Genomic DNA, 18,105 nt, shown 5'->3' with positions numbered 1-18,105 from the left:
GGGAGGGGGCGCCGTGCGTTCGGGGCCATGGCTGATGTTGCTTGCGCCGCATCAAGCGCGGCCTGGTCGCCCGACTTTGCCCAGGAGCTCGCTGGGGTTGAGTACGTACTCCGGGCTGTCCACCAGACGTTGAACGGCCAAATCGATGAATGCACGGGCTCGTACTGGCTGGGACGACCTGCTTCCGAAGTAGACGAAGTAGCTGGCGTAGTCCGGCATGTGGTCCACGAGGATCGGGATCAGCTTGCCGGAGCGGATAAACGGTGCCGCGGTGACGCCCGCGAGCTGGGCCAGCACCTTGCCGGCCAAGACGGCTTGCAGCTCAAACAGCTCGTCGTTGCTGCAGATCGTCGGGGCGACTGGCTGGTCGGCGGCCTGGCCGTCGATCTTCACCCGCCACGGCAGCACTTTCCCCGTGCTCGGATGCCGATAGGCGCTGCAGCGGTGTGTGGCCAGGTCAGCCAACGATTCGGGCACACCGTGCTTCGCGAAGTAAGAAGGCGCACCGCAGATGGGTAACTGAACCGGGAACAGCCGTCGTGCAATCACGCCCTCATGGGGCGACGGGCCGAGGCGAAAGCCCACGTCCACGCGATCCTCCACCCAGTTGCCGATACGGTCGTCCAGCAGGACGTCGGGCTGGATCCCTGGATGCATATCGCAAAACTCGTCGACCAGGCGCCAAAGAATCGGCTGGAACGTGGTGCGAGGGCCCGTGATGCGCAGCGGGCCCGCAAATTCATCCCGTGCCGACTTGGCGGACTGCAGCGCTCTGTGCATTCCCGTCACGGCCGGCCGCACGTCTTCGAACAGCCGCTGTCCTGCATCGGTCAGCGACATCACACGCGTTGTCCGATGGAACAGGCGCACGTCCAGATGGGCTTCCAGCTGGGCCAATGCCTTGCTCGCCGCCTGGGGACTGATGCCAAGGTCTGCTGCGGCTTTGCGCAGGCTGCCAAGTTCCGCTGCCTTGATAAAGGTCGTGATGGATCGAAGCTCGTTGATCGCCATGAGTGGCCTCCTCGCGGCTTTCATTGTCATTGAATTGATGCTAATTCAACAACTCAAATGCATCTATTCAGATGCCAGTCCCTTGCCTAAAGTTCGTGCCATCGAACCTCTACAAGGCAAAGCTCATGCAACACGTCGTTCTGAACAACGGTCTTCACATGCCCATGGTCGGGTATGGCGTCTTCCAGATCGCCGATGCCAATGAGTGCCAGCGCAGCGTCGTCGACGCCATCGAAGCCGGCTACCGGCTGATCGATACCGCAGCCTCCTACATGAACGAAGAAGCGGTCGGCAAGGGATTGCGCTCCAGTGGCGTGCCGCGTGACCAGCTCTTCGTCACCAGCAAGCTCTGGGTGCAGGAGACCGGCTACGAGCGCACGCAGCAAGCCATCGACAAGTCCCTGCGTCGGCTGCAGCTCAGCTATCTCGACCTGTACCTGATTCACCAGCCCTTCGGCGACGTCCACGGTTCGTGGCGCGCGATGGAGGACGCCTACCGCGCGGGCAAGCTGCGCGCCATCGGCGTCAGCAACTTCCAACCGGACCGCCTGATGGACATCAAGGCGTTCAACGAGATCGCACCGGCGGTCAACCAAGTCGAAGTGAATCCCTTCCAGCAGCAGTTGGAAGCCGTGCCGTTCATGAGACAGATGGGTGTGCAGGCCGAGGCCTGGGCTCCGTTTGCCGAAGGCCGCAATGGCCTCTTCCAGAACGAAGTGCTGATCGGCATCGCCCGGCACTACGGCAAGTCGGTCGGCCAGGTGGTGCTGCGCTGGCTGGTACAGCGCGGGATCGTCGCGCTCGCCAAGTCGGTCCGCAAGGAGCGCATGGCAGAGAACATCGCCATCTTCGACTTCGCACTCAGCGACGCCCACATGGCAATCATCGCCACGCTCGACACCAACACGAGCAGCTTTTTCTCTCACCGCGACCCGGCCATCGTCAAGTGGATGTCCGAGCGCAGGCTGGACATCTGAGTGACCGCGATGAACGCCGCGCAATCCTGCCCCATCCGCAACGAGAACAAGGTCCTGGCCATCATCGTTGCCAGCTACCTGATGATCGTCGTGGACATTTCCATCGTCATCACGGGTCTGCCCCGCATCCAGGCAAGCCTGGGCTTCACTTCGGCGCAACTGTCATGGGTGACCAATGCCTATACGCTGGCTTTCGGTGGCTTGCTGCTCCTGGGTGCCCGCGCTGGCGACATCCTGGGCCGCCGGCGGATGTTCATCCTGGGGCTGGCGCTGTTCACACTCGCCTCCGTCTCCATCGGCCTGGCGCCTGGCGCAAGCTGGTTGCTGGCCTCCCGCGCAATTCAAGGTGTAGGCGCCGCCGTCCTTGCACCGTCCACGCTCGCACTGCTGTCCACGCATTTCGCGGAGGGGCCAGGCCGCACCCGTGCGCTCTCGCTGTACGCGGCGGCGGCCGGTGTCGGCGCAACCCTGGGCCTGGTCCTGGGCGGCCTGTTCGCTGATTTGGTGTCCTGGCGCGCAGGCTTTTTCATCAACCTGCCGATAGGGTTGCTGTTGATCGTCGCTGCGCGTGGCCACATTGCCGAGACCCAGAAGCAGGAAGGCCAGTTCGACGTGGGCGGCGCCATCAGCTCGACCATAGGGATGACGGCGCTGGTCTACGGCCTGGTTCGAGCAGCCGAAGCTGGCTGGCACGATGGCCTCGCACAGGGGGCCCTGGTCGGGGGCATGCTGATGATCCTGCTCTTCATCGGCATTGAGCGCCGGGTCCGGCAACCCATCCTGCCGATGCGCCTGCTCACCAGCCCGCAGCGAGCCGGTGCGTACATCACGCGCATGCTCTTCCTGGGCGGCGCCGTTGGCTTCTGGTTCTTCTGTACGCAGTTCCTGCAGGGCGTGCTGCATCTGCGGCCCATGCAAGCGGGCATTGCCTTCCTGCCCGTGACGCTGCCCAACTTTGCCTCGGCCATGGCCGTGCCCGGGCTGGCCCGCCGCTTCGGCAACGAGACGCTGCTTCTCGCCGGCCTGCTGCTCGGAGTGGTGGGCCTCGCCTGGTTGGGCCAAGCGCATGCGCTATCGAGCTATTGGACCGGCATCGCCCCGCCCATGGTCCTGATCGGACTGGGCCAGGGCTTGTTGCTGGCGCCGCTGACCGCGGCCGGTGTGGCGGGAGTGGCGCGTGAGGACGCGGGTGCTGCCTCCGGCCTGGTCAACGTGGCTCACCAGTTGGGGGGAGCACTGGGGCTTGGACTGCTGGTTCTTGTCTTCGCCAGCGCTGGTTCGTCCATCGAGCAACAAGACAGTGCTGCCCTCGCGCATCGCATTGCTGCCGTCATGGACGTGGCCGCTCTGCTGCTCGGCCTGGCGCTGATCGTCTCGTGGTTCTTTATCGTCAAGCCGCACCGCCGCCATCAGGCGAAACAACAGGAGGCGCTCTCGTGAAATCACTGCTTTCAATGGCCCTGAGCGGTGCGGTGACAGCCGCTGCGGCGCAGTCAGCCGGTCCTGGCGCAATGCCGCCCGTCGTCGAAGTTCGCCCCGCGTCTGCGCAGCAGGTCACCGTTGGTTCGGCCGAGACGTTCACCGGCGACGTCCGCATCAGCTCACCCTTTCAGGCGCCACTTCCCGCAACGGCCGGTGGAGCGACCGTCACGTTCACGGCCCGTGCGCGGACGGCCTGGCATACCCATCCGCTCGGTCAGACGCTGATCGTCACCGAGGGACAGGGCCTTGTGCAACAACAAGGCCAGCCGGCGCTCATCATTCGCCCTGGCGATGTCGTGACCATCCCGCCCAACGTGCGCCACTGGCATGGCGCCGGGCCGTCAGGCTCCATGACCCACATCGCCATCGCCGAGAAAGAAAACGGCAGCTCCGTGGCCTGGCAGGACAAACTCTGCGAGCAGGACTACCAGGCCGCCGTGGTGAGCGCAGGCCTTTCCGCGATGACCGGCCAGAGGGCACAGCAGCCGCAGAAGCCACAGGAGCCACAGGAGCCACAGAGGGTCGTGCAGCCTGCGTCCGATTCGCTGAGCCCCAGGCAACGCATCATTCCGCTCATCGCCGCCTTCACGGCAATCAGTGACATGCCCCGGCTGGGCATGGCACTGAACCAGGGGCTGGACGCGGGCATGACAGTCAGCGAGGCCAAGGAGGTCCTGGTGCAGCTCTATGCCTACGCGGGCTTCCCCAGAAGTCTCAATGCGCTCGGCGAACTGCTCAAGGTCGTCGAGCTGCGCAAGCAGCGCGGCGTGCAGGACGCTCCGGGTCACGACCCCAGCCGAGCCGTGTCCACCGGCCGTGAGTTGGTGCTGGCCGGCCAGGCCAATCAGACCGAGATTTCAGGTGGACCGGTCCAGGGCCCGGTGTTCGAGTTCGCGCCGATCATCAATCAGTTTCTGCAGGCGCACCTGTTTGGCGACATTTTCGAGCGCGACAACCTCGATTGGCGCAGCCGCGAGCTGGCCACGGTCGGAGCGCTGGCTGCGACACCGGGTGCAGAGAACCAGCTGCGGTCCCACATGCGAGCCAGCCTGCGCGTGGGTCTGACCGCATCGCAACTGCGGCAGCTGAGCCAAGCGCTTGCGCAAGAGGTCGGCCCCGAGGTGGCAGCCCGCGCCAATGACGCACTCGTGCAGGTCCTCGACGCTGCATCGAAAGGCTGATGATGAGCATCACCCGCCTCTTCCGCGCAGGAGCACTTGTCTTGGCTGTATCGCTGGCAGGTTGCGCCTCTCATTCGGACAGTTCGTCGAGGCCCCTGGTCATTCAGCGCCAGGGCAGCTTCGCGGTAGGTGGCGTTGTGAAGACGGTGCCCGGCGTCTACGACAACGACAAGCCGACAAGCGCAGGGCAAAGCTTCCACGGCGATCACCTCTACGCCTTCTATCAGGTCCCGCAGAATCCGAGGCCTTTGCCCATCGTGATGCTGCACGGCGCCTTCCAGTCGGCTCGGAGCTGGGAAACGACGTCGGATGGCCGCGAGGGCTTCCAGAACCTGTTCCTGCGCCGCGGCTTCCCGGTCTACCTTGTCGATCAGCCGCGCCGAGGCAGGGCCGGCAACAGCACCGTCGCCACGACGACCGAGCCGACGCCCTACGACCAGCTGTTCTTCGACCAGTTCCGTTTTGGCAAGTGGCCGAGCTATTTCGACAACGTGCAGTTCGACCGCCAGCCGGAGACACTGAACCAGTTCCTGCGCTCGGTGACGCCGAACACCGGTGCCTATGACGCCAACGTGATCGCCGAGGCGATGGCTGCGCTCTTCACAAAGACAGGCCCGGCCATCCTCTTCACGCACTCGCAGGGCGGCGGACCTGGCTGGCTGACAGCCATCAAGAGCGCCAACGTCAAGGGCGTCGTGGCGTTCGAGCCGGGCAGCGGCTTCATCTTCCCGCCGGGAGAACTGCCGGCCGCCATGCCCAGCGCTGCGGGAACCCTGGCGCCGGAGGCTGTATCGGCACAAGACTTCCAAAAGCTCACCCGAATCCCCATCGTCATTTACTACGGCGACAACTTCCCCACTGAGCCCACCACCGAGCGCGGTCAGGACAACTGGCGCGTCCGGCTCGCCATGGCTCGCCTTTGGGTGGACGCCGTCAACAGGCACGGCGGAGATGCACAGCTCGTGCATCTGCCTGAGATGGGCATACGCGGGAACACCCACTTCATCATGTCCGACCTGAACAACGTCCAGATCGCGGACCTGGTGTCTTCCTTCCTCACCAGGAAGAGGCTCGATTGACCCTTTCGCCTGGTTTGCAAGAACCGCACAGATGTCTCAGTAGATCGGACGACCCATGACCCACGTATCCATTGACACGAAGCGCCGCGAGTTCCTGGGCACTTCGGCCATCGCAATTTCTGCAGCAGCCCTCGGAGTTACAGCCATGGCCCTTCCCTCGCCGTCAACAGCGGCCGATTACAAGAAGAACCCCTTCACGCTCGTCTATGGCGACGCCATCACGCAGAACCTGCCTGGCAAGGTGAACATCCACCCGGTGAAGTACAAACTCGGCGGCTTGGACATCGTGGCCAATGTCTATACGCCGGCGAACTTCGACCCGGCAAGGAAGTACCCCGCTGTCGTCGTTGCACACCCCAACGGTGGTGTGAAAGAACAGACCGCCGGTCTGTATGCCCAACGCTTGGCCGAGCACGGCTACGTGGCGATCACGGCCGATGCAGCCTATCAAGGCGGCAGCGGTGGCCTGCCCCGTTCAGTGGACACGCCGATGAACCGCATCGAGGACATTCATGGCATGGCGGACTTCATCACCACCTACGCGGGCGTCGACGCGGATCGTCTCGGCCTCCTCGGCATCTGCGGTGGCGGCGGCTATTCGCTGGCAGCGGCGAAGACGGACAAGCGCTTCAAGTCCGTCGCAACGCTGAGCATGTTCAACTCCGGCAGGGTCCGCCGCAACGGTTTCGCAGATTCGCAGCTATCCACGATCCAGCAGCGCCTGAAGCAGGCCTCGGATGCCCGTGCTCAGCAGGTGGCCGGTGGCAAGGTCCTCTACTCGGGCGACGCGGACATGACGGACGAGCAGATCGCAGCGCTGCCCTTCGAGATGTACCGACAGGGCTATGAGTACTACTGGCGCACGCATGCCCATCCCGGCTCGACCTTCAAGTACACGACGAGCAGCCTGCTTGACCTGATGCGCTGGGACGCCACTGACCAGATCGAACTGATCGAGCAACCCTTGTTGATGATTGCCGGCAGCAAGGCGGACAGCCTCTACATGACCGAGGAGGCGTTCGCCAAGGCCAGCGGTGCCAAGGACAAGGAGCTGTTCAAGATCCAGGGCGCAACCCACATTGAAACCTATTGGGTCCCTGAGTACGTTGAGGCCGTGGTGGCCAAGCTGGTCCCGTTCTACGGGAAGAGCATTTGACAGGGCGGGGTGAAACACTCCGAGGCAACACGGGCGTGTGAAAGCGGCTGAGTCCAATGACAGTGAACGCCAATGCAGCCTGGCGGCTGCTGGAGGTCCGTTCTCGCGGCTTGTGCACAGGCGCTGCCGGCCCGAACCGGGCCTTCACCAGGTGCACCAAAGCAGGTCGCAGTGTCCAGGCCCCAGGCTCCCCGGCATGATGGAGATGCCGGGGTTTTGCAGACAGCCAGCAAGCCGTCGGGTTTGTCTTCGACCTGGTATCAGGGATCTGTAGTTTGCCGCTTGACCTTCAACTCAAGTTGAAGCTTAAGCTCCTTGTCCTCACATCACACAAGATGCTGCAAGGATCGATATGCAAACCATTTTGGGCGCCAATGGCCAGATCGCTGTGGAGCTGGCGCGCGAGCTCCAGCGCAACTACACGCAGAACCTGCGCCTGGTCAGCCGCAAGCCGCGCAAGGTGAACGATACGGACGAGCTGGTGTCTGCCGACCTGATGAATTCCGCGCAAACCCTGGAGGCCGTGCGTGGCAGCGAGGTCGTGTACTTCACCGCTGGCCTGCCACCAGACACCGAGTTATGGGAGGGGCAGTTTCCTGCCATGCTGCGCAACGCGCTCGATGCCACGCGGGCAGCGGGGGCCAAATTTGTCTATTTCGACAACACCTACATGTATCCGCAAACCGCGCAGCGGCAGACCGAGGAAACCGCCTTTGCCCCGGTGGGCCGCAAGGGGCGCGTGCGCGCCTTGATGGCCGAGATGGTGCTGGCCGAGATGCAGCGCGGCGATATCCCCGTCGCCATTGCCCGCGCGCCAGAGTTCTACGGCCCCGGCAAAACCCAAAGCATCACCAATACCCTGGTGATCGGCCCGCTCAAGGCGGGCCAGAAGGCCAAAGTGCCGGTCCGTGACGACAAGCTGCGCACCCTGATCTGGACGCCCGATGCAAGCCGCGCCATGGCAGCCATTGGCAATGCGCAAGATGCGTATGGCCAGACATGGCATCTGCCCTGCTGGGACGAGCGGCTGACCTATCAGGCCTTTGTGAACCTGGCGGCTGCAACCTTTGGGGTTGAGCCGCGCTACAAGGTACTGAGCCACCTGGCCATGGTGGTTGCTGGTTGGGTCTCCAAGCCTGTGCGCGAACTGCGTGAACTGCTGCCACGCTACGCACACGACAATGTGTTTGATTCGTCCAAGTTCAAGCGCCGCTTTCCCGACTTTGCTGTCACCAGCTACGCACAGGGCCTCAAGCAAATCGCGCAGGAGTCTTCATGAGTAAGCCACGTGTTTTGCATGTCGTCACCAATGTCGCTCATTACGACGACCCTGCGCACGCCACAGGGCTGTGGCTGTCGGAGCTGACCCATGCCTGGGATGTGTTTGCTGCGCAAGGGTACCCGCAGCAACTGGTGAGCCCGCTGGGTGGCGCCGTACCGCTGGAGCCGCGTGCACTCCAATGGCCGCTCTTCGATGCTTCGGCCAAAGCCTGGCTCGATGATCCCGCGCGCATGGCCCTGCTGGCGGACACTGCGGCACCTGCCGATATCGTCGCGAACGATTTCGATGCCATCTACTTCACTGGAGGGCATGCGGTGATGTGGGATTTTCCCGATAGTGCGGGGCTGCAGCGCATCACACGTAGCATCTGGGAGCGAAGTGGCATCGTTGCATCGGTTTGCCACGGCTACTGCGGCCTGCTCAATACGCAGCTCAGCGACGGCTCTTTGCTGGTCGCGGGCAAACGGGTCACGGGTTTTTCATGGACGGAAGAAATCCTGGCCGGAGTGGCCCGGTCCATGCCCTACAACGCCGAGCAGGAAATGAAGATGCGTGGTGCGCGCTATCAAAAAGCCTTGCTGCCTTTTATCTCGTATGTGGTGGCCGATGGCCGCCTCATCACCGGGCAAAACCCGGGGTCGGCCAAAGCGACTGCAAAGCAGGTGGTGCAGGCTTTGGCAAGGCGCTAGGGCCGCGTTCCAAACTGCCGCAGGCCTATGCCACGCTTGCCCGCTTCCTGTGTCCTGTGCGCATGAGCTTGCCCATTTTTTCTTCGGCCGCTGCTTCAGAGGCCAGGGATTCGGATTGCTGGGCCAGTACATGTGAGAGCACGCGGCGTGCGTTGTCGTGGCAATCCATGTTGTCTGGCCGCGCTTCAATATCGGTCAACAAAGCCTGCAACTGCTTTTTGCTGGTCTGCAGCTTTTTCTCCATGGCTTTGATATCGGCAATTTTTTGGCGCAGCGCGCCCACGACGGCCTCATGGTCCCAGCCTTGCAGGCCGGGCGGCAAGAGTGCACGAATTTCATCGAGGCTAAAGCCCACGCCCTGCGCCATCGCAATCAGCTCCAGCATCTGCACCATCTCAGGCGGATAGCTGCGGTAGCCATTCAAGCCACGCTCAGCCGCTTGCAGCAGGCCGCTTTGCTCATAAAAACGAATGCGTGATGTGGACAGGCCTGTGCGTTTGCTCAGTTCACCAATGTTCATGCGCAACCTTCGGCAAGGGGTCCTTGACCTTCAACAAGACTTGAAGCTTATCGTACTCGCAAGCCCTTCGCTCCAGCGGCAATTTGCGGCGAGCGCGACGTGCCCTTGTCGAAGAATGCGTGCTGGCGGCCATTCAAGGGCCAAGACAGCTACCTCGCATCGCCTGGCTTCCTTGTTCCACTGCGTCGCATGCAGACGTACGGCAGCACGAAGAGGTACAGACCGCTCAACAGCAAGAGAAAGAGCGGGGGCAGCGGCGAGTAGCTGACCCAGGAGGCAGGTTCCCCCTGCGCCCGGACAATGAAGTTGGCGATGACGGTTACCGTGAAGGCGACGGACAGCCAGCGGTGGATCTGCCGGATCCGGTAGTTCCAGTTCAAGGCGGCCTCCCTTAGCGGCGCGCCTGGATCATCTTCCACCCGTTCCCCGACGGATCGCGGAAGCCTGCGTCCACGGTGCCGTACCGTGCCACGGGTTCCTGCGTGAATTCCACTCCGCTTGCGAGCATTCGGTCGTAGGCCGCGCGGCAGTCATCCACGGTCAGTACGAGGGGCGGCATGGCGCCTTTGGCCACAATCGCGCGCACTGCCTGCGCCGTTGCTGCGTCGAGCACGGGAGGGCCGGGTGTGAACAGGCCGAGCTGGAACGACGGCTGTTCCGGGTGCTGCACCGTGAGCCAGCGATAGTCGCCGTTTGCCACGTCCGTGTGGACGCGGAACCCGAGTTTGTCGACATAGAACGCGAGTGCTTCGTCTTGATCGCGCACATACAAACCAACCACTTCAACGCCTTGAATCATGGGATCTCCTGTTGTTCGGGTTCGTTTGTATCGCTTGTTGCCCGGCGTCGCTTCTCCGAAACTGCGGTCGTGAGGTCGGGGCGGTGCGCGGCGCTGACGATGCAGGCGGGCACGCGGCCCAGCTCGTGCATCGTCGCCCGGGCGCGCACCCGGACTGCGCTGGGACTGTCGCCTGTGATATCGCGGAAGGTGCGCCCGAAGGTGCCCAGGCTTGCCCAGCCTGTATCAAAGGCGATGTCGGTAATGGCCAGATCGGTTTCGCGCAGCAGCGTCATTGCCCGCTCGATGCGCCGCGTGAGCAAGTACCGGTGCGGCGGACTGCCGAAGGCCTGCTTGAACGACCGGGCGAAGTGCGCTTCGGACACGCCACTGACCTGCGCCAGTCGCCCGACAGGCCAGGCCTCGTGCGATGCGGCGTCAATGCTGTCCTTCGCGCGCAGCAGCCGGCGCAACAGTTCAGGATCCTGGTGTGCAAGGTCGTTGTTCATGCCGTCTCCGGTGCCATCGGGAAGCATTTTCGTCTCTTGGGAGTCCACGGTTTGGGAATAGACCCCTGCGCGCGAACTGTATGGATGGACAGTAGAATTTCGGGCTCGATAGTTTCCACAAGGGAAGGGTCTGGACATGTCCGCAGAACTCGAACAAGAAGTCGTCTCAATCTTCGAAGACCGCCTTTGGCATCACAACGGCTGGGAGGCCCGCGTCATCAAGAATGAAGACGACGATGGCTGGGCCGTTGCCATGACCCAGGACGGCCAGGTGGAGCCAAGCCTGGTCGGCCCGTGGACCATGGGCCGCGACAAGAAAAATCCCAAGCCGCTGGACGTTTCCGCCTTCAACACGCTGGTGAAGACGGCGCACGAGGTGATGCGCCGGCATGAGCAGCATCTGGCCGCGCAGTTGCACAAGGATGTGCAGATCATGGTGAGCGGGTCACGCGTGACCGTCTCTCTGGATATCGAGCCCGATGAAGACAATCCCAGCGCCACGCTCACCGCCACTGCCGCCGACGGCAGCGAGCTGGCCAAGGTGGGAGTCAGGCCGGACCATCAGCTCACCCGGACGTCTGCGCAAGCCTGGGCAGAGGCCGGCTACCCCCGTCCCAGCGAGGACTGAGCCGCGGGCAAGGCCGGGGAATCAGGGGGCTGTTTCACAGCTGCCTTCCAAGGCGGATATGCGGCTTTGCGGCTTTGCCACACGCTCTAGATGTGCAGCATGGCCAGCCCGCCCACGCCAAGGCCTAGCGCTGCCACGCCGAGCATGGCGTATTCCAGCCATTTCTTCTTGGTCAGCAGCGCGATGGCTGCAAGGGCAATGGCGACCTGCAGCGCGGTGGTGGCCTGCGCCCAGCGGTGATGCAGGTGCATCTGCATCTCTGACTTCTCGTCCCATTGCCGGGCCTCGGCTTCCAGGCGGTCGGCATCGCGCTTGATGTCGTCCTTTTCCTTTTCGTAGCGCTCCACCTTGGCCTGGTAGGCGGCCCGCCTGTCCTCCGTGGTCGCCAGATCACGCGCGAACTCGGACAGCGATTGCTTGGTGCTCTTGGCCTGGAAGAAGGCCCACTGGTTGGCCGCTTCGGTCTTCTTGATGGCTGCGTCGTTCTTGTACAGCCCGGCATTGGCCTGGGTGGCGCCGCCCATGTACGCGAAGATGGCGCCCACCGTGGCGATGACTGCCGTGCACATGGCGATTTGGTTGGTCAGGCTGCCGCCGCCGATGCCGTGGTGGGCGGTTTGGCCATGCTCGCCCTGGGCAGCATGTTCGAGTTCGTGATCGTGTGGGCCGTGGACGTGAAAGCCGCCGGAAGACATAGGTGCCAATTCCTTGATGCAATGGGGTGGCGCATTATGGGGCCGGCCTGGCGGCAATCCAGGGCTCCAGGATGTGCGGGGCGCATGGCCCGCTTGGAGGTCAGCGCCTTGGCTGGCGGCCTGCAGATGGGGGAGTGGGATCAGGCGGCAGTCGCGCGGTGCGGCAGCGCTGCGAGCAGTATTTGACCTCGTCCCAATCACGTGCCCATTTTTTGTGCCATGTGAACGCAAGACCGCAGCACGCACACAGCTTGGAGGGCAGGTGGGGCTTCTTGTGCATGGCGCGGGCGTTCCTGTGGTTCAGCGCGTCAGCGTGGCCAGGGCGCGCCGGGCCAGCGCCCGTCCGCTGAGCCAGGCGCCTTCGACGCCTGCGCCGCACATCCAGTCGCCACACAGGCCCAGGCCCGCAGGCGCGTCCCACCAGCAGCGGTTGACCAGGTGCGGCGCCGGCAGCGCATAGCGCCAGCGGTGGGCAGTGATGCGCAGGCCGCCTGGCAAAGGGTGGGGCAGTGGCCCGGCCAGGGCCCCGAATGCCTGCAGCAGTTGCCGGGCCACGGATTCGGCGTCCGACTCGATGTGATCCTGGCTCCACCGTGCACTGGCATGCAGCACCCAGGTCTGAGGTCCTTGCAGCACTTGCGGCCCCTGTCGTCCTGGCTTGGCGCTGTCGCGTGCCACCCAGCACAGGGGGCCATCCGTGATTTCTGCCGCATCCCAGTCCAGCGGCAGGGGGGCGTCGGTGCGCAGCATGGCCACCCAGCAAGGCTGCATGCGCGCGCTGGCAGCCAGTGCCGCCGCATAGGGCGAGACCGGCTCCAGCAAGGCTGCCGCCTGCGGTGCAGGCACTGCCAAAATCAGGGCGCAGTATTCCGATCCGATCTGCCCGTGTTCGGCACAGTGCACAGTCCAGCAGGCAGATTCGTACTGCAACTGCTGAACCGTGGCTTGCAGGTGCAGCTGTGCGCCATGCCCCTGTTGTGCAAGCCGCTGGACAAGAAACGCTGCGGGAGAGGTCATGCGCGGCACGCCCACCCAGCGGTCGGGGGCTGACTCTGCTGGCACCACGTGTGTGCCCTGCAGGCGCACTGCGCGCGGACGCCAGGCGGCGACAACGCCGTGCTGCTCCCACTGGCGCACCTCCTGCACAAACTCCGGGTCCTGGGCCGCAAACGATGGAGCGCCGTGATCGCACTGCCACGCACCCTGCGGATCCTGCGCGCGCCGCGTGCTCATGCGCCCGGATGGGCCTCGGCTTTTCTCGAAGATATCCACGCGGCAGCCAGCCTCGGCCAGCAGCTGTGCACATGCCAAACCCGCCATTCCCGCGCCGATCACCGCGACGGGGGGCGCGCCGTTCACAAGGCCTCCTGGCTGTGCGCTTCCTGGTGGCGCTCATGGCTGACCCAGATCAGCGCGCCGGTATCGACGCCCAATTCCGCGGCCTTGGCGACGATGGATTGCAGCGTCTGCGGGGGCAGTTTCGGCTCTCTGGCCAGTATCCAGCAGTACTGCGTGTCCGGCCCGAGGACCAGCGCCCAGCGGTAGTCAGGGTCCAGGGCGGCCACATGGTAGCCGCCGTAGAACGGGCCGAAGAAGGAGACCTTGAGCGAAGCCGTGTCCGGCTTGCCCGTGAACAAGGCCTTGCCGACGGCGCGCTGCCACTGGCCCCGGGGCACGGAAAACCCCCGGTTCACCACCTTCACGCTGCCGTCTGCCTGCGGCGTGTACTCGGCGGTCACATCGGTCATGCCCCGCTCGAAACCATGGTCCAGCCGTGCCAGTTCGTACCACAGGCCCTGGTAGCGCTGCAGATCGAACGGTGAGACGGGCGTGACCGAGCCGGGCGGGCGCATGCTGGCGCAACCGCTGGCCAGCAGGCCGGCGCCAAGGGCCGCTGCCAGCAGGGTGCGCCGCCTGGCGGTGAAGACAGGGCGGGGGGCGGGAAAGTTCATGCGTATGTCCTTGATGTTCTTGTCGTCTGCCGCCATCGGGCGACCAGCGGTTGCAGATCCGTGAGATGGCGCACCGGCGTGATGCCTGCGACCGGGCTGGAGTAAAGCGCCGGGCATGCCCCACCGGCCCACAACTCGATGGACGGCGGCAGGTGGCTGCGCAGCTCGCCCAGGCAAGCCTGCGCCATCGCTCCGTTGTGTGCGCTGCTGAAGCTCAGCCCCACGATGTCGGCGCGATGCGCCCGCGCGGCCTGTGCCACGTCGCCGATGGGCGTCTGGGTGCCCAGCGACACGCAGTTGCAGCCTTCCAGGGCCAGCAGGGCTTCGACCATGAGCAGCCCAAGTCCATGCATCTCCTGCGGGAGCGTGGTCAGCAACACCTTGGGCGCGGACGGCGGGGAAGGGGGGGCGAGCGAGGCGATCGCCTGCCTCAGGACGCCGGTGAGCACCTCGGTGTACAGGTGCTCTTCGAACACTTCAAAACGCCCCTGTGCCCAGAATTCGCCGACCGCCGTGGTCAGCGGGGCCACGAGCGTGGTCACGAAACCGGCCAGGCCCATGCGCGACTGGGCCAGGCTCAGGCAATGCCTGAGCTGGGCGGGATCATGGGCGGCAATGGCGTTGAGCATGGGTGCGAAGCGGTCAGAGTCCGCTGCATTCTCTGAATTTGTCCTGGACAAATCCTTGCCCGGCGAGGTGTCGGCGCGGGCCAGCAGCGTCTGCAGGCCGTCCAGATCCACGCCCATCAGCTTGCTGGGACGCAGCCCCGTATCCATGAGCCGCCGGATCAGGGTCAGTTGTCGAACCTGGTCTGCCGGGTAGCGGCGATCGCCTGCCGAATCCCGTTCAGGCCTTGGAAAGCCGTAGCGTCTTTCCCAGACACGCAGGGTGTCCTTGGCAAGTCCGGTCTCGCGTTCGACGGCCGAGATGGGCAGCCCGGGGCCAGGCGCCAAAGGCAGGGGGTCAGAAAGTGGCGTCATTGATCTGAAGGGGACAAAACGTCCGGTCATGGCCGGGATGTTTTGAGGGATTTTGTGAATTGTCTAGGACAAAAATATGTTTTGTCCAATATATTACATAGAGAAACAAAGCGCAGGCCCGCTGGCCGCCACCCGGCAGCCGCTGGCGCGAGTGCTTTGTAGATCCCGGCCAGGAGATGACGGCCCCAGGCGCAGGCGAGGCTTCACACCATGATCGCCGCGCCCTTGTGCAGTCTTTCCGGCCACGCAGTTCGTACCGATGATCATCATGAATTTGTCCAACTGGCCACTGGCCCGCCGTCTCGCAGCTGCCTTCGCATGCGTCATCGCCATTTTTCTTCTTGTCATCGCGCTGGCCGTGAGCAGCCAGTCCCGGCTCAAGGAGGCCCAGCAATGGAACGAGCACACCTTCAAGGTCATGTCCCAGGGACAGCGCATGCTCACGGGCATGGTCAACATGGAGACGGCCTCGCGGGGCTATCTCCTGTCGGGTGACTCCCGTTTTCTTGCCCCCTGGGATGAAGGACTCAAGGAGTTCGAGGCCTCCTGGCAGGAGGCCGTACGCCTGACCGAGGACAACCCCGCCCAGCAGCGCCGGCTCGACGGAATCCGGCTGCGCCATCGTGAATTCGTTCAGGCGGTGCAGCCGCTGCAGGCGCTGCGGCGGCAAGTTCAGGACGGCACGGCGACCGTCGAGGATCTGGTTCGCGAGTTCTCCCTGGGGCGCGAGAAGGCGGCCATGGATGGGCTGCGCGCACTGCAGGCGGACCTGGTGCGAGAGGAGGAGCAGCTCATGGCCGAGCGCCTGACGCGCACCGAGTCGCTGGCGGCAATGACGCTGGCGTTCGAGCTGGGCGGCGCGCTGGTGGCCGTCGTGCTGGCCGCCTTGCTGGGCACTTGGGTCACGCGCTCCATCACCGGCCCCATCGGCCGGGCCATCCAGGTGGCACGTGCGGTGGCATGCGGGGATCTGACGCAACGGGTGGAGGCCACCACCCACGATGAAGTGGGGACCCTGCTGCGCAGCCTCGGCGAGATGAGTGATGCGCTATCGCAGGTCGTGGCCGTCGTGCGCAGCGGCAGCGAATCCGTGGCAAGTGCAAGCACGCAGATTGCCCAGGGCAACACCGACCTGTCCTCGCGGACCGAGAGCCAGGCCAGCGCGCTTGAACAGACGGCGGCCTCGATGGAGCAGCTCGGAGCCACCGTGACCCAGAACGCGGATGGCGCGGGCAAGGCCAACGCGCTCGCGCAGCGGGCCAGCGGCGTGGCCGGGCAGGCGGGCGAGGTGGTCACCCAGGTCGTGGACACGATGAAGGGCATCAGTGAAAGTTCGCGCCGCATCGCCGACATCATCAACGTCATCGACGGCATCGCGTTCCAGACCAACATCCTGGCGCTGAACGCTGCGGTGGAGGCTGCGCGTGCCGGAGAACAGGGCCGTGGCTTTGCTGTGGTGGCCTCCGAGGTCCGCAGCCTGGCCGGCCGCAGCGCGGCGGCGGCCAAGGAGATCAAGGCCCTGATCTCCGACAGCGTCGAGCGGGTCGAACAGGGCTCTGTGCTGGCCGACCGTGCGGGCGGCACCATGGCTGAAGTGGTGACGAGCATACGCAGCGTCACCGACCTCATGGGCGAGATCAGCGCGGCTTCCGCCGAACAACGCAGCGGCGTTGCGCAGGTGGGCGAGGCGGTCATGCAGATGGACCAGGCGACGCAGCAAAACGCGGCCCTGGTGGAGGAAATGGCGGCGGCAGCCACGAGCCTGCGCCAGCAGGCGCATGACCTTGTGCAGTCCGTGAGCGTTTTTCGCCTGGGGCCCCAGACGCAGGGTTGAGGCACCAGCGGGCAGCGCAGTTGCTCCCGGCCCTGCTGCCTATTGGAAAAACGCCGGGCAGGTGCTGGGCAAGGCGGTGGTGGGAATGGCCTCGCAGGTGTTGCGGAAGGTCAGGTTGCCTTGCCTGTCGGTGGACAGTTCCCACACGCTGTCGTAGTCGTCAAAGCTCCAGGGCGGCACTTGCGCTGCGGCGGCCGGGTTGCGGTACATGCCGGTCAGCAGGTATTGCACGGCCTTTTCGATATGGGCGTGTTCCCAGCCCACCAGAACCGTGCCGCCCTGCGCCGCACGGCTGAAGTAGGGGGAGGCACGGTTGAAAAGCGCCTGTGCCAGGTCGATGGCATCGTTCCATTGGAACTCGGCCAGCGTCAGGGGCAGGCCGTGCTCGATGGCGAACGGCGCGACGGTCAGCGAGGGGCGGATGTACGAGCATGTTCCGTTGCAGCCGATGATGTTGTCGGGGTCGGACGTGAAGATGTGGTCCGGCTTGCGCTTCATGATGTCGCTGAGCCGGGCGTTGGCGCCCAGCGCGCGCCACTGCCCCTGGCACACGTAGTTGCCGTTTTCGAAGTTGCCGCTGGGGTGTGCTTCCACGTGGCGCACCAGGTACACCTTTTGTTCGATGTAAGGCTGCCAGCCGCCCGGTGCCCTGGCCTGGATGGTGACCGGCGGCTGGGCACAGGCGGCGCGGGGGGGCAGGGGCAGCCTGGGGAACTGCGGGTCATCGGCAATGCCGTCGCTGTAGATGCCCAAGGCAAACGGCTGGCTCTGGCCCGACAGCACCACGTACTGGTGGGTGCCGTTTAGTGCCAGCGCATCGTTGCTGAGGCTGCCTGCCATGGCCTGGATCATCTCGGGCGGCATGGCCATCACATAGGTGCCACGCGGCTGGTTGCCCAGCAACTGCTGCACGAAGTACGCCGGGGAGTTGTAGACGCTGGCATCGCCCTGGCTGAGTTTCTGAGAGCTCACCCCGAAGTTGTTCAGCAGCGCATAGGGCTCGATGGTTTGCAGCGGCACCATGCTGGGCGAGCCCGCATAGGTGAATGCATACACCTGGCGCACCTGCCCCGCCTTGCCTGACAGCAAGCCGTTGAGCAACTGGCCAAAGCGCAGCGCGTGGTTGAGGCCCGTGGGCGAGAGGTTGTTGCCTTCGGCGGCCTGGCTTTCAAAGCCGGGCACCAGGACAAGGTTCCAGTCGTTCGGATTGAGGGCTGGAGAGGCCGCCAGGGCGGCGCGGTTGAGGCACAGCGCGCACAGCAGCAATAAAAGGACACGCAGCATCATGGTGGTTTTCAGGTGGCCCGCGCTGTGCGTTGTGAATGCGCGGTGAAGTGGGTGGGCGGTGGGTT

The 18,105-nt window shown here is 64.4% G+C and carries 20 protein-coding genes; 9 read left to right on the top strand and 11 right to left on the bottom strand.

Annotation, left to right across the window (positions count from 1 at the left end; translation table 11 throughout):
• Nucleotides 1-51: 51 nt before the first annotated feature.
• Nucleotides 52-1,011, bottom strand: a complete 960-nt coding sequence (locus BW39_RS10495; RefSeq protein WP_043821592.1) for a LysR family transcriptional regulator — start codon at nt 1,009-1,011, stop codon at nt 52-54.
• 125 nt (nt 1,012-1,136) lie between these two features.
• Here BW39_RS10495 and BW39_RS10490 point away from each other — a divergent pair, with 125 nt between their 5' ends.
• The 7 genes from BW39_RS10490 (at nt 1,137) to BW39_RS10460 (ending at nt 8,857) form a co-directional block, all read left to right on the top strand.
• Nucleotides 1,137-1,988 (top strand): aldo/keto reductase, encoded by an 852-nt coding sequence (locus tag BW39_RS10490; protein ID WP_043821588.1) that lies wholly within the window; start codon nt 1,137-1,139, stop codon nt 1,986-1,988.
• 9 nt (nt 1,989-1,997) lie between these two features.
• Nucleotides 1,998-3,428 (top strand): MFS transporter, encoded by a 1,431-nt coding sequence (locus BW39_RS10485; RefSeq protein ID WP_043821587.1) that lies wholly within the window; start codon nt 1,998-2,000, stop codon nt 3,426-3,428.
• Complete coding sequence (locus BW39_RS10480; RefSeq protein ID WP_043821586.1) at nt 3,425-4,651, top strand: (R)-mandelonitrile lyase; 1,227 nt, start codon at nt 3,425-3,427, stop codon at nt 4,649-4,651. The genes BW39_RS10485 and BW39_RS10480 overlap by 4 nt, the downstream gene beginning before the upstream one ends.
• Entirely contained in the window at nt 4,651-5,730 is a 1,080-nt protein-coding gene (locus BW39_RS10475; protein WP_442854782.1) for an alpha/beta hydrolase, read from the top strand. Before BW39_RS10480 ends, BW39_RS10475 begins: the two co-directional genes overlap by 1 nt.
• 55 nt (nt 5,731-5,785) lie before the next feature.
• Nucleotides 5,786-6,886 carry an alpha/beta hydrolase gene (locus BW39_RS10470; RefSeq protein WP_081816179.1) on the top strand — a complete coding sequence of 367 codons (1,101 nt, stop codon included), beginning with the start codon at nt 5,786-5,788 and terminating at the stop codon, nt 6,884-6,886.
• Between the two features lie 352 nt (nt 6,887-7,238).
• The gene (locus tag BW39_RS10465) at nt 7,239-8,165 is read left to right on the top strand and encodes an NAD-dependent epimerase/dehydratase family protein (protein ID WP_043821584.1); all 927 of its coding nucleotides are present in this window, start codon (nt 7,239-7,241) and stop codon (nt 8,163-8,165) included.
• Nucleotides 8,162-8,857 (top strand): type 1 glutamine amidotransferase domain-containing protein, encoded by a 696-nt coding sequence (locus BW39_RS10460; protein WP_043821583.1) that lies wholly within the window; start codon nt 8,162-8,164, stop codon nt 8,855-8,857. The genes BW39_RS10465 and BW39_RS10460 overlap by 4 nt, the downstream gene beginning before the upstream one ends.
• A gap of 25 nt (nt 8,858-8,882) precedes the next feature.
• On the opposite strand, the gene BW39_RS10455 is transcribed toward BW39_RS10460, so the two are convergent.
• The 4 genes from BW39_RS10455 to BW39_RS10440 all read right to left on the bottom strand — a co-directional run bounded on the left by BW39_RS10455 (nt 8,883) and on the right by BW39_RS10440 (nt 10,664).
• Entirely contained in the window at nt 8,883-9,377 is a 495-nt protein-coding gene (locus tag BW39_RS10455) for a MerR family transcriptional regulator (RefSeq protein ID WP_043821582.1), read from the bottom strand.
• A gap of 149 nt (nt 9,378-9,526) precedes the next feature.
• On the bottom strand, nt 9,527-9,757 hold the full coding sequence (locus BW39_RS10450; RefSeq protein WP_043821581.1) for a hypothetical protein: 231 nt from the start codon (nt 9,755-9,757) through the stop codon (nt 9,527-9,529).
• Nucleotides 9,758-9,768: 11 nt separating this feature from the next.
• A complete protein-coding gene (locus BW39_RS10445; protein WP_013801980.1) occupies nt 9,769-10,176 on the bottom strand; it encodes a VOC family protein in 408 nt (135 codons plus the stop codon).
• Nucleotides 10,173-10,664 carry a helix-turn-helix domain-containing protein gene (locus BW39_RS10440; protein ID WP_043821580.1) on the bottom strand — a complete coding sequence of 164 codons (492 nt, stop codon included), beginning with the start codon at nt 10,662-10,664 and terminating at the stop codon, nt 10,173-10,175. The genes BW39_RS10445 and BW39_RS10440 overlap by 4 nt, the downstream gene beginning before the upstream one ends.
• 136 nt (nt 10,665-10,800) lie before the next feature.
• Between BW39_RS10440 and BW39_RS10435 the strand changes: the two genes are divergently transcribed.
• Nucleotides 10,801-11,292, top strand: a complete 492-nt coding sequence (locus BW39_RS10435; protein ID WP_043821579.1) for a hypothetical protein — start codon at nt 10,801-10,803, stop codon at nt 11,290-11,292.
• An 86-nt stretch (nt 11,293-11,378) separates the two neighbouring features.
• Here the strand turns inward: BW39_RS10435 and BW39_RS10430 are convergent, their stop codons facing one another.
• The 5 genes from BW39_RS10430 to BW39_RS10415 form a co-directional block, all read right to left on the bottom strand.
• Nucleotides 11,379-11,987, bottom strand: coding sequence for a DUF4337 domain-containing protein (locus tag BW39_RS10430; protein WP_012206105.1), 609 nt, complete (start codon nt 11,985-11,987; stop codon nt 11,379-11,381).
• Nucleotides 11,988-12,087: 100 nt separating this feature from the next.
• A complete protein-coding gene (locus BW39_RS30265; protein ID WP_081816178.1) occupies nt 12,088-12,267 on the bottom strand; it encodes a DUF2256 domain-containing protein in 180 nt (59 codons plus the stop codon).
• A gap of 20 nt (nt 12,268-12,287) precedes the next feature.
• On the bottom strand, nt 12,288-13,346 hold the full coding sequence (locus BW39_RS10425) for an NAD(P)/FAD-dependent oxidoreductase (RefSeq protein WP_043821578.1): 1,059 nt from the start codon (nt 13,344-13,346) through the stop codon (nt 12,288-12,290).
• The gene (locus BW39_RS10420; RefSeq protein WP_043821577.1) at nt 13,343-13,975 is read right to left on the bottom strand and encodes a lipocalin family protein; all 633 of its coding nucleotides are present in this window, start codon (nt 13,973-13,975) and stop codon (nt 13,343-13,345) included. The genes BW39_RS10425 and BW39_RS10420 overlap by 4 nt, the downstream gene beginning before the upstream one ends.
• Nucleotides 13,936-14,919, bottom strand: coding sequence for a MerR family transcriptional regulator (locus BW39_RS10415; RefSeq protein ID WP_052155311.1), 984 nt, complete (start codon nt 14,917-14,919; stop codon nt 13,936-13,938). The genes BW39_RS10420 and BW39_RS10415 overlap by 40 nt, the downstream gene beginning before the upstream one ends.
• Nucleotides 14,920-15,178: 259 nt before the next feature.
• On the opposite strand from BW39_RS10415, the gene BW39_RS10410 reads away from it, so the two are divergent.
• Nucleotides 15,179-16,753, top strand: a complete 1,575-nt coding sequence (locus tag BW39_RS10410) for a methyl-accepting chemotaxis protein (RefSeq protein ID WP_013801987.1) — start codon at nt 15,179-15,181, stop codon at nt 16,751-16,753.
• Between the two features lie 39 nt (nt 16,754-16,792).
• Here the strand turns inward: BW39_RS10410 and BW39_RS10405 are convergent, their stop codons facing one another.
• Nucleotides 16,793-18,040, bottom strand: coding sequence for a hypothetical protein (locus BW39_RS10405; protein WP_152547225.1), 1,248 nt, complete (start codon nt 18,038-18,040; stop codon nt 16,793-16,795).
• Nucleotides 18,041-18,105: the final 65 nt, after the last annotated feature.

This window comes from Delftia sp. RIT313 (assembly GCF_000632165.1).
GTDB lineage: Bacteria > Pseudomonadota > Gammaproteobacteria > Burkholderiales > Burkholderiaceae_C > Comamonas > Comamonas acidovorans.
This window is presented reverse-complemented; position numbering and strand designations above follow the sequence as displayed.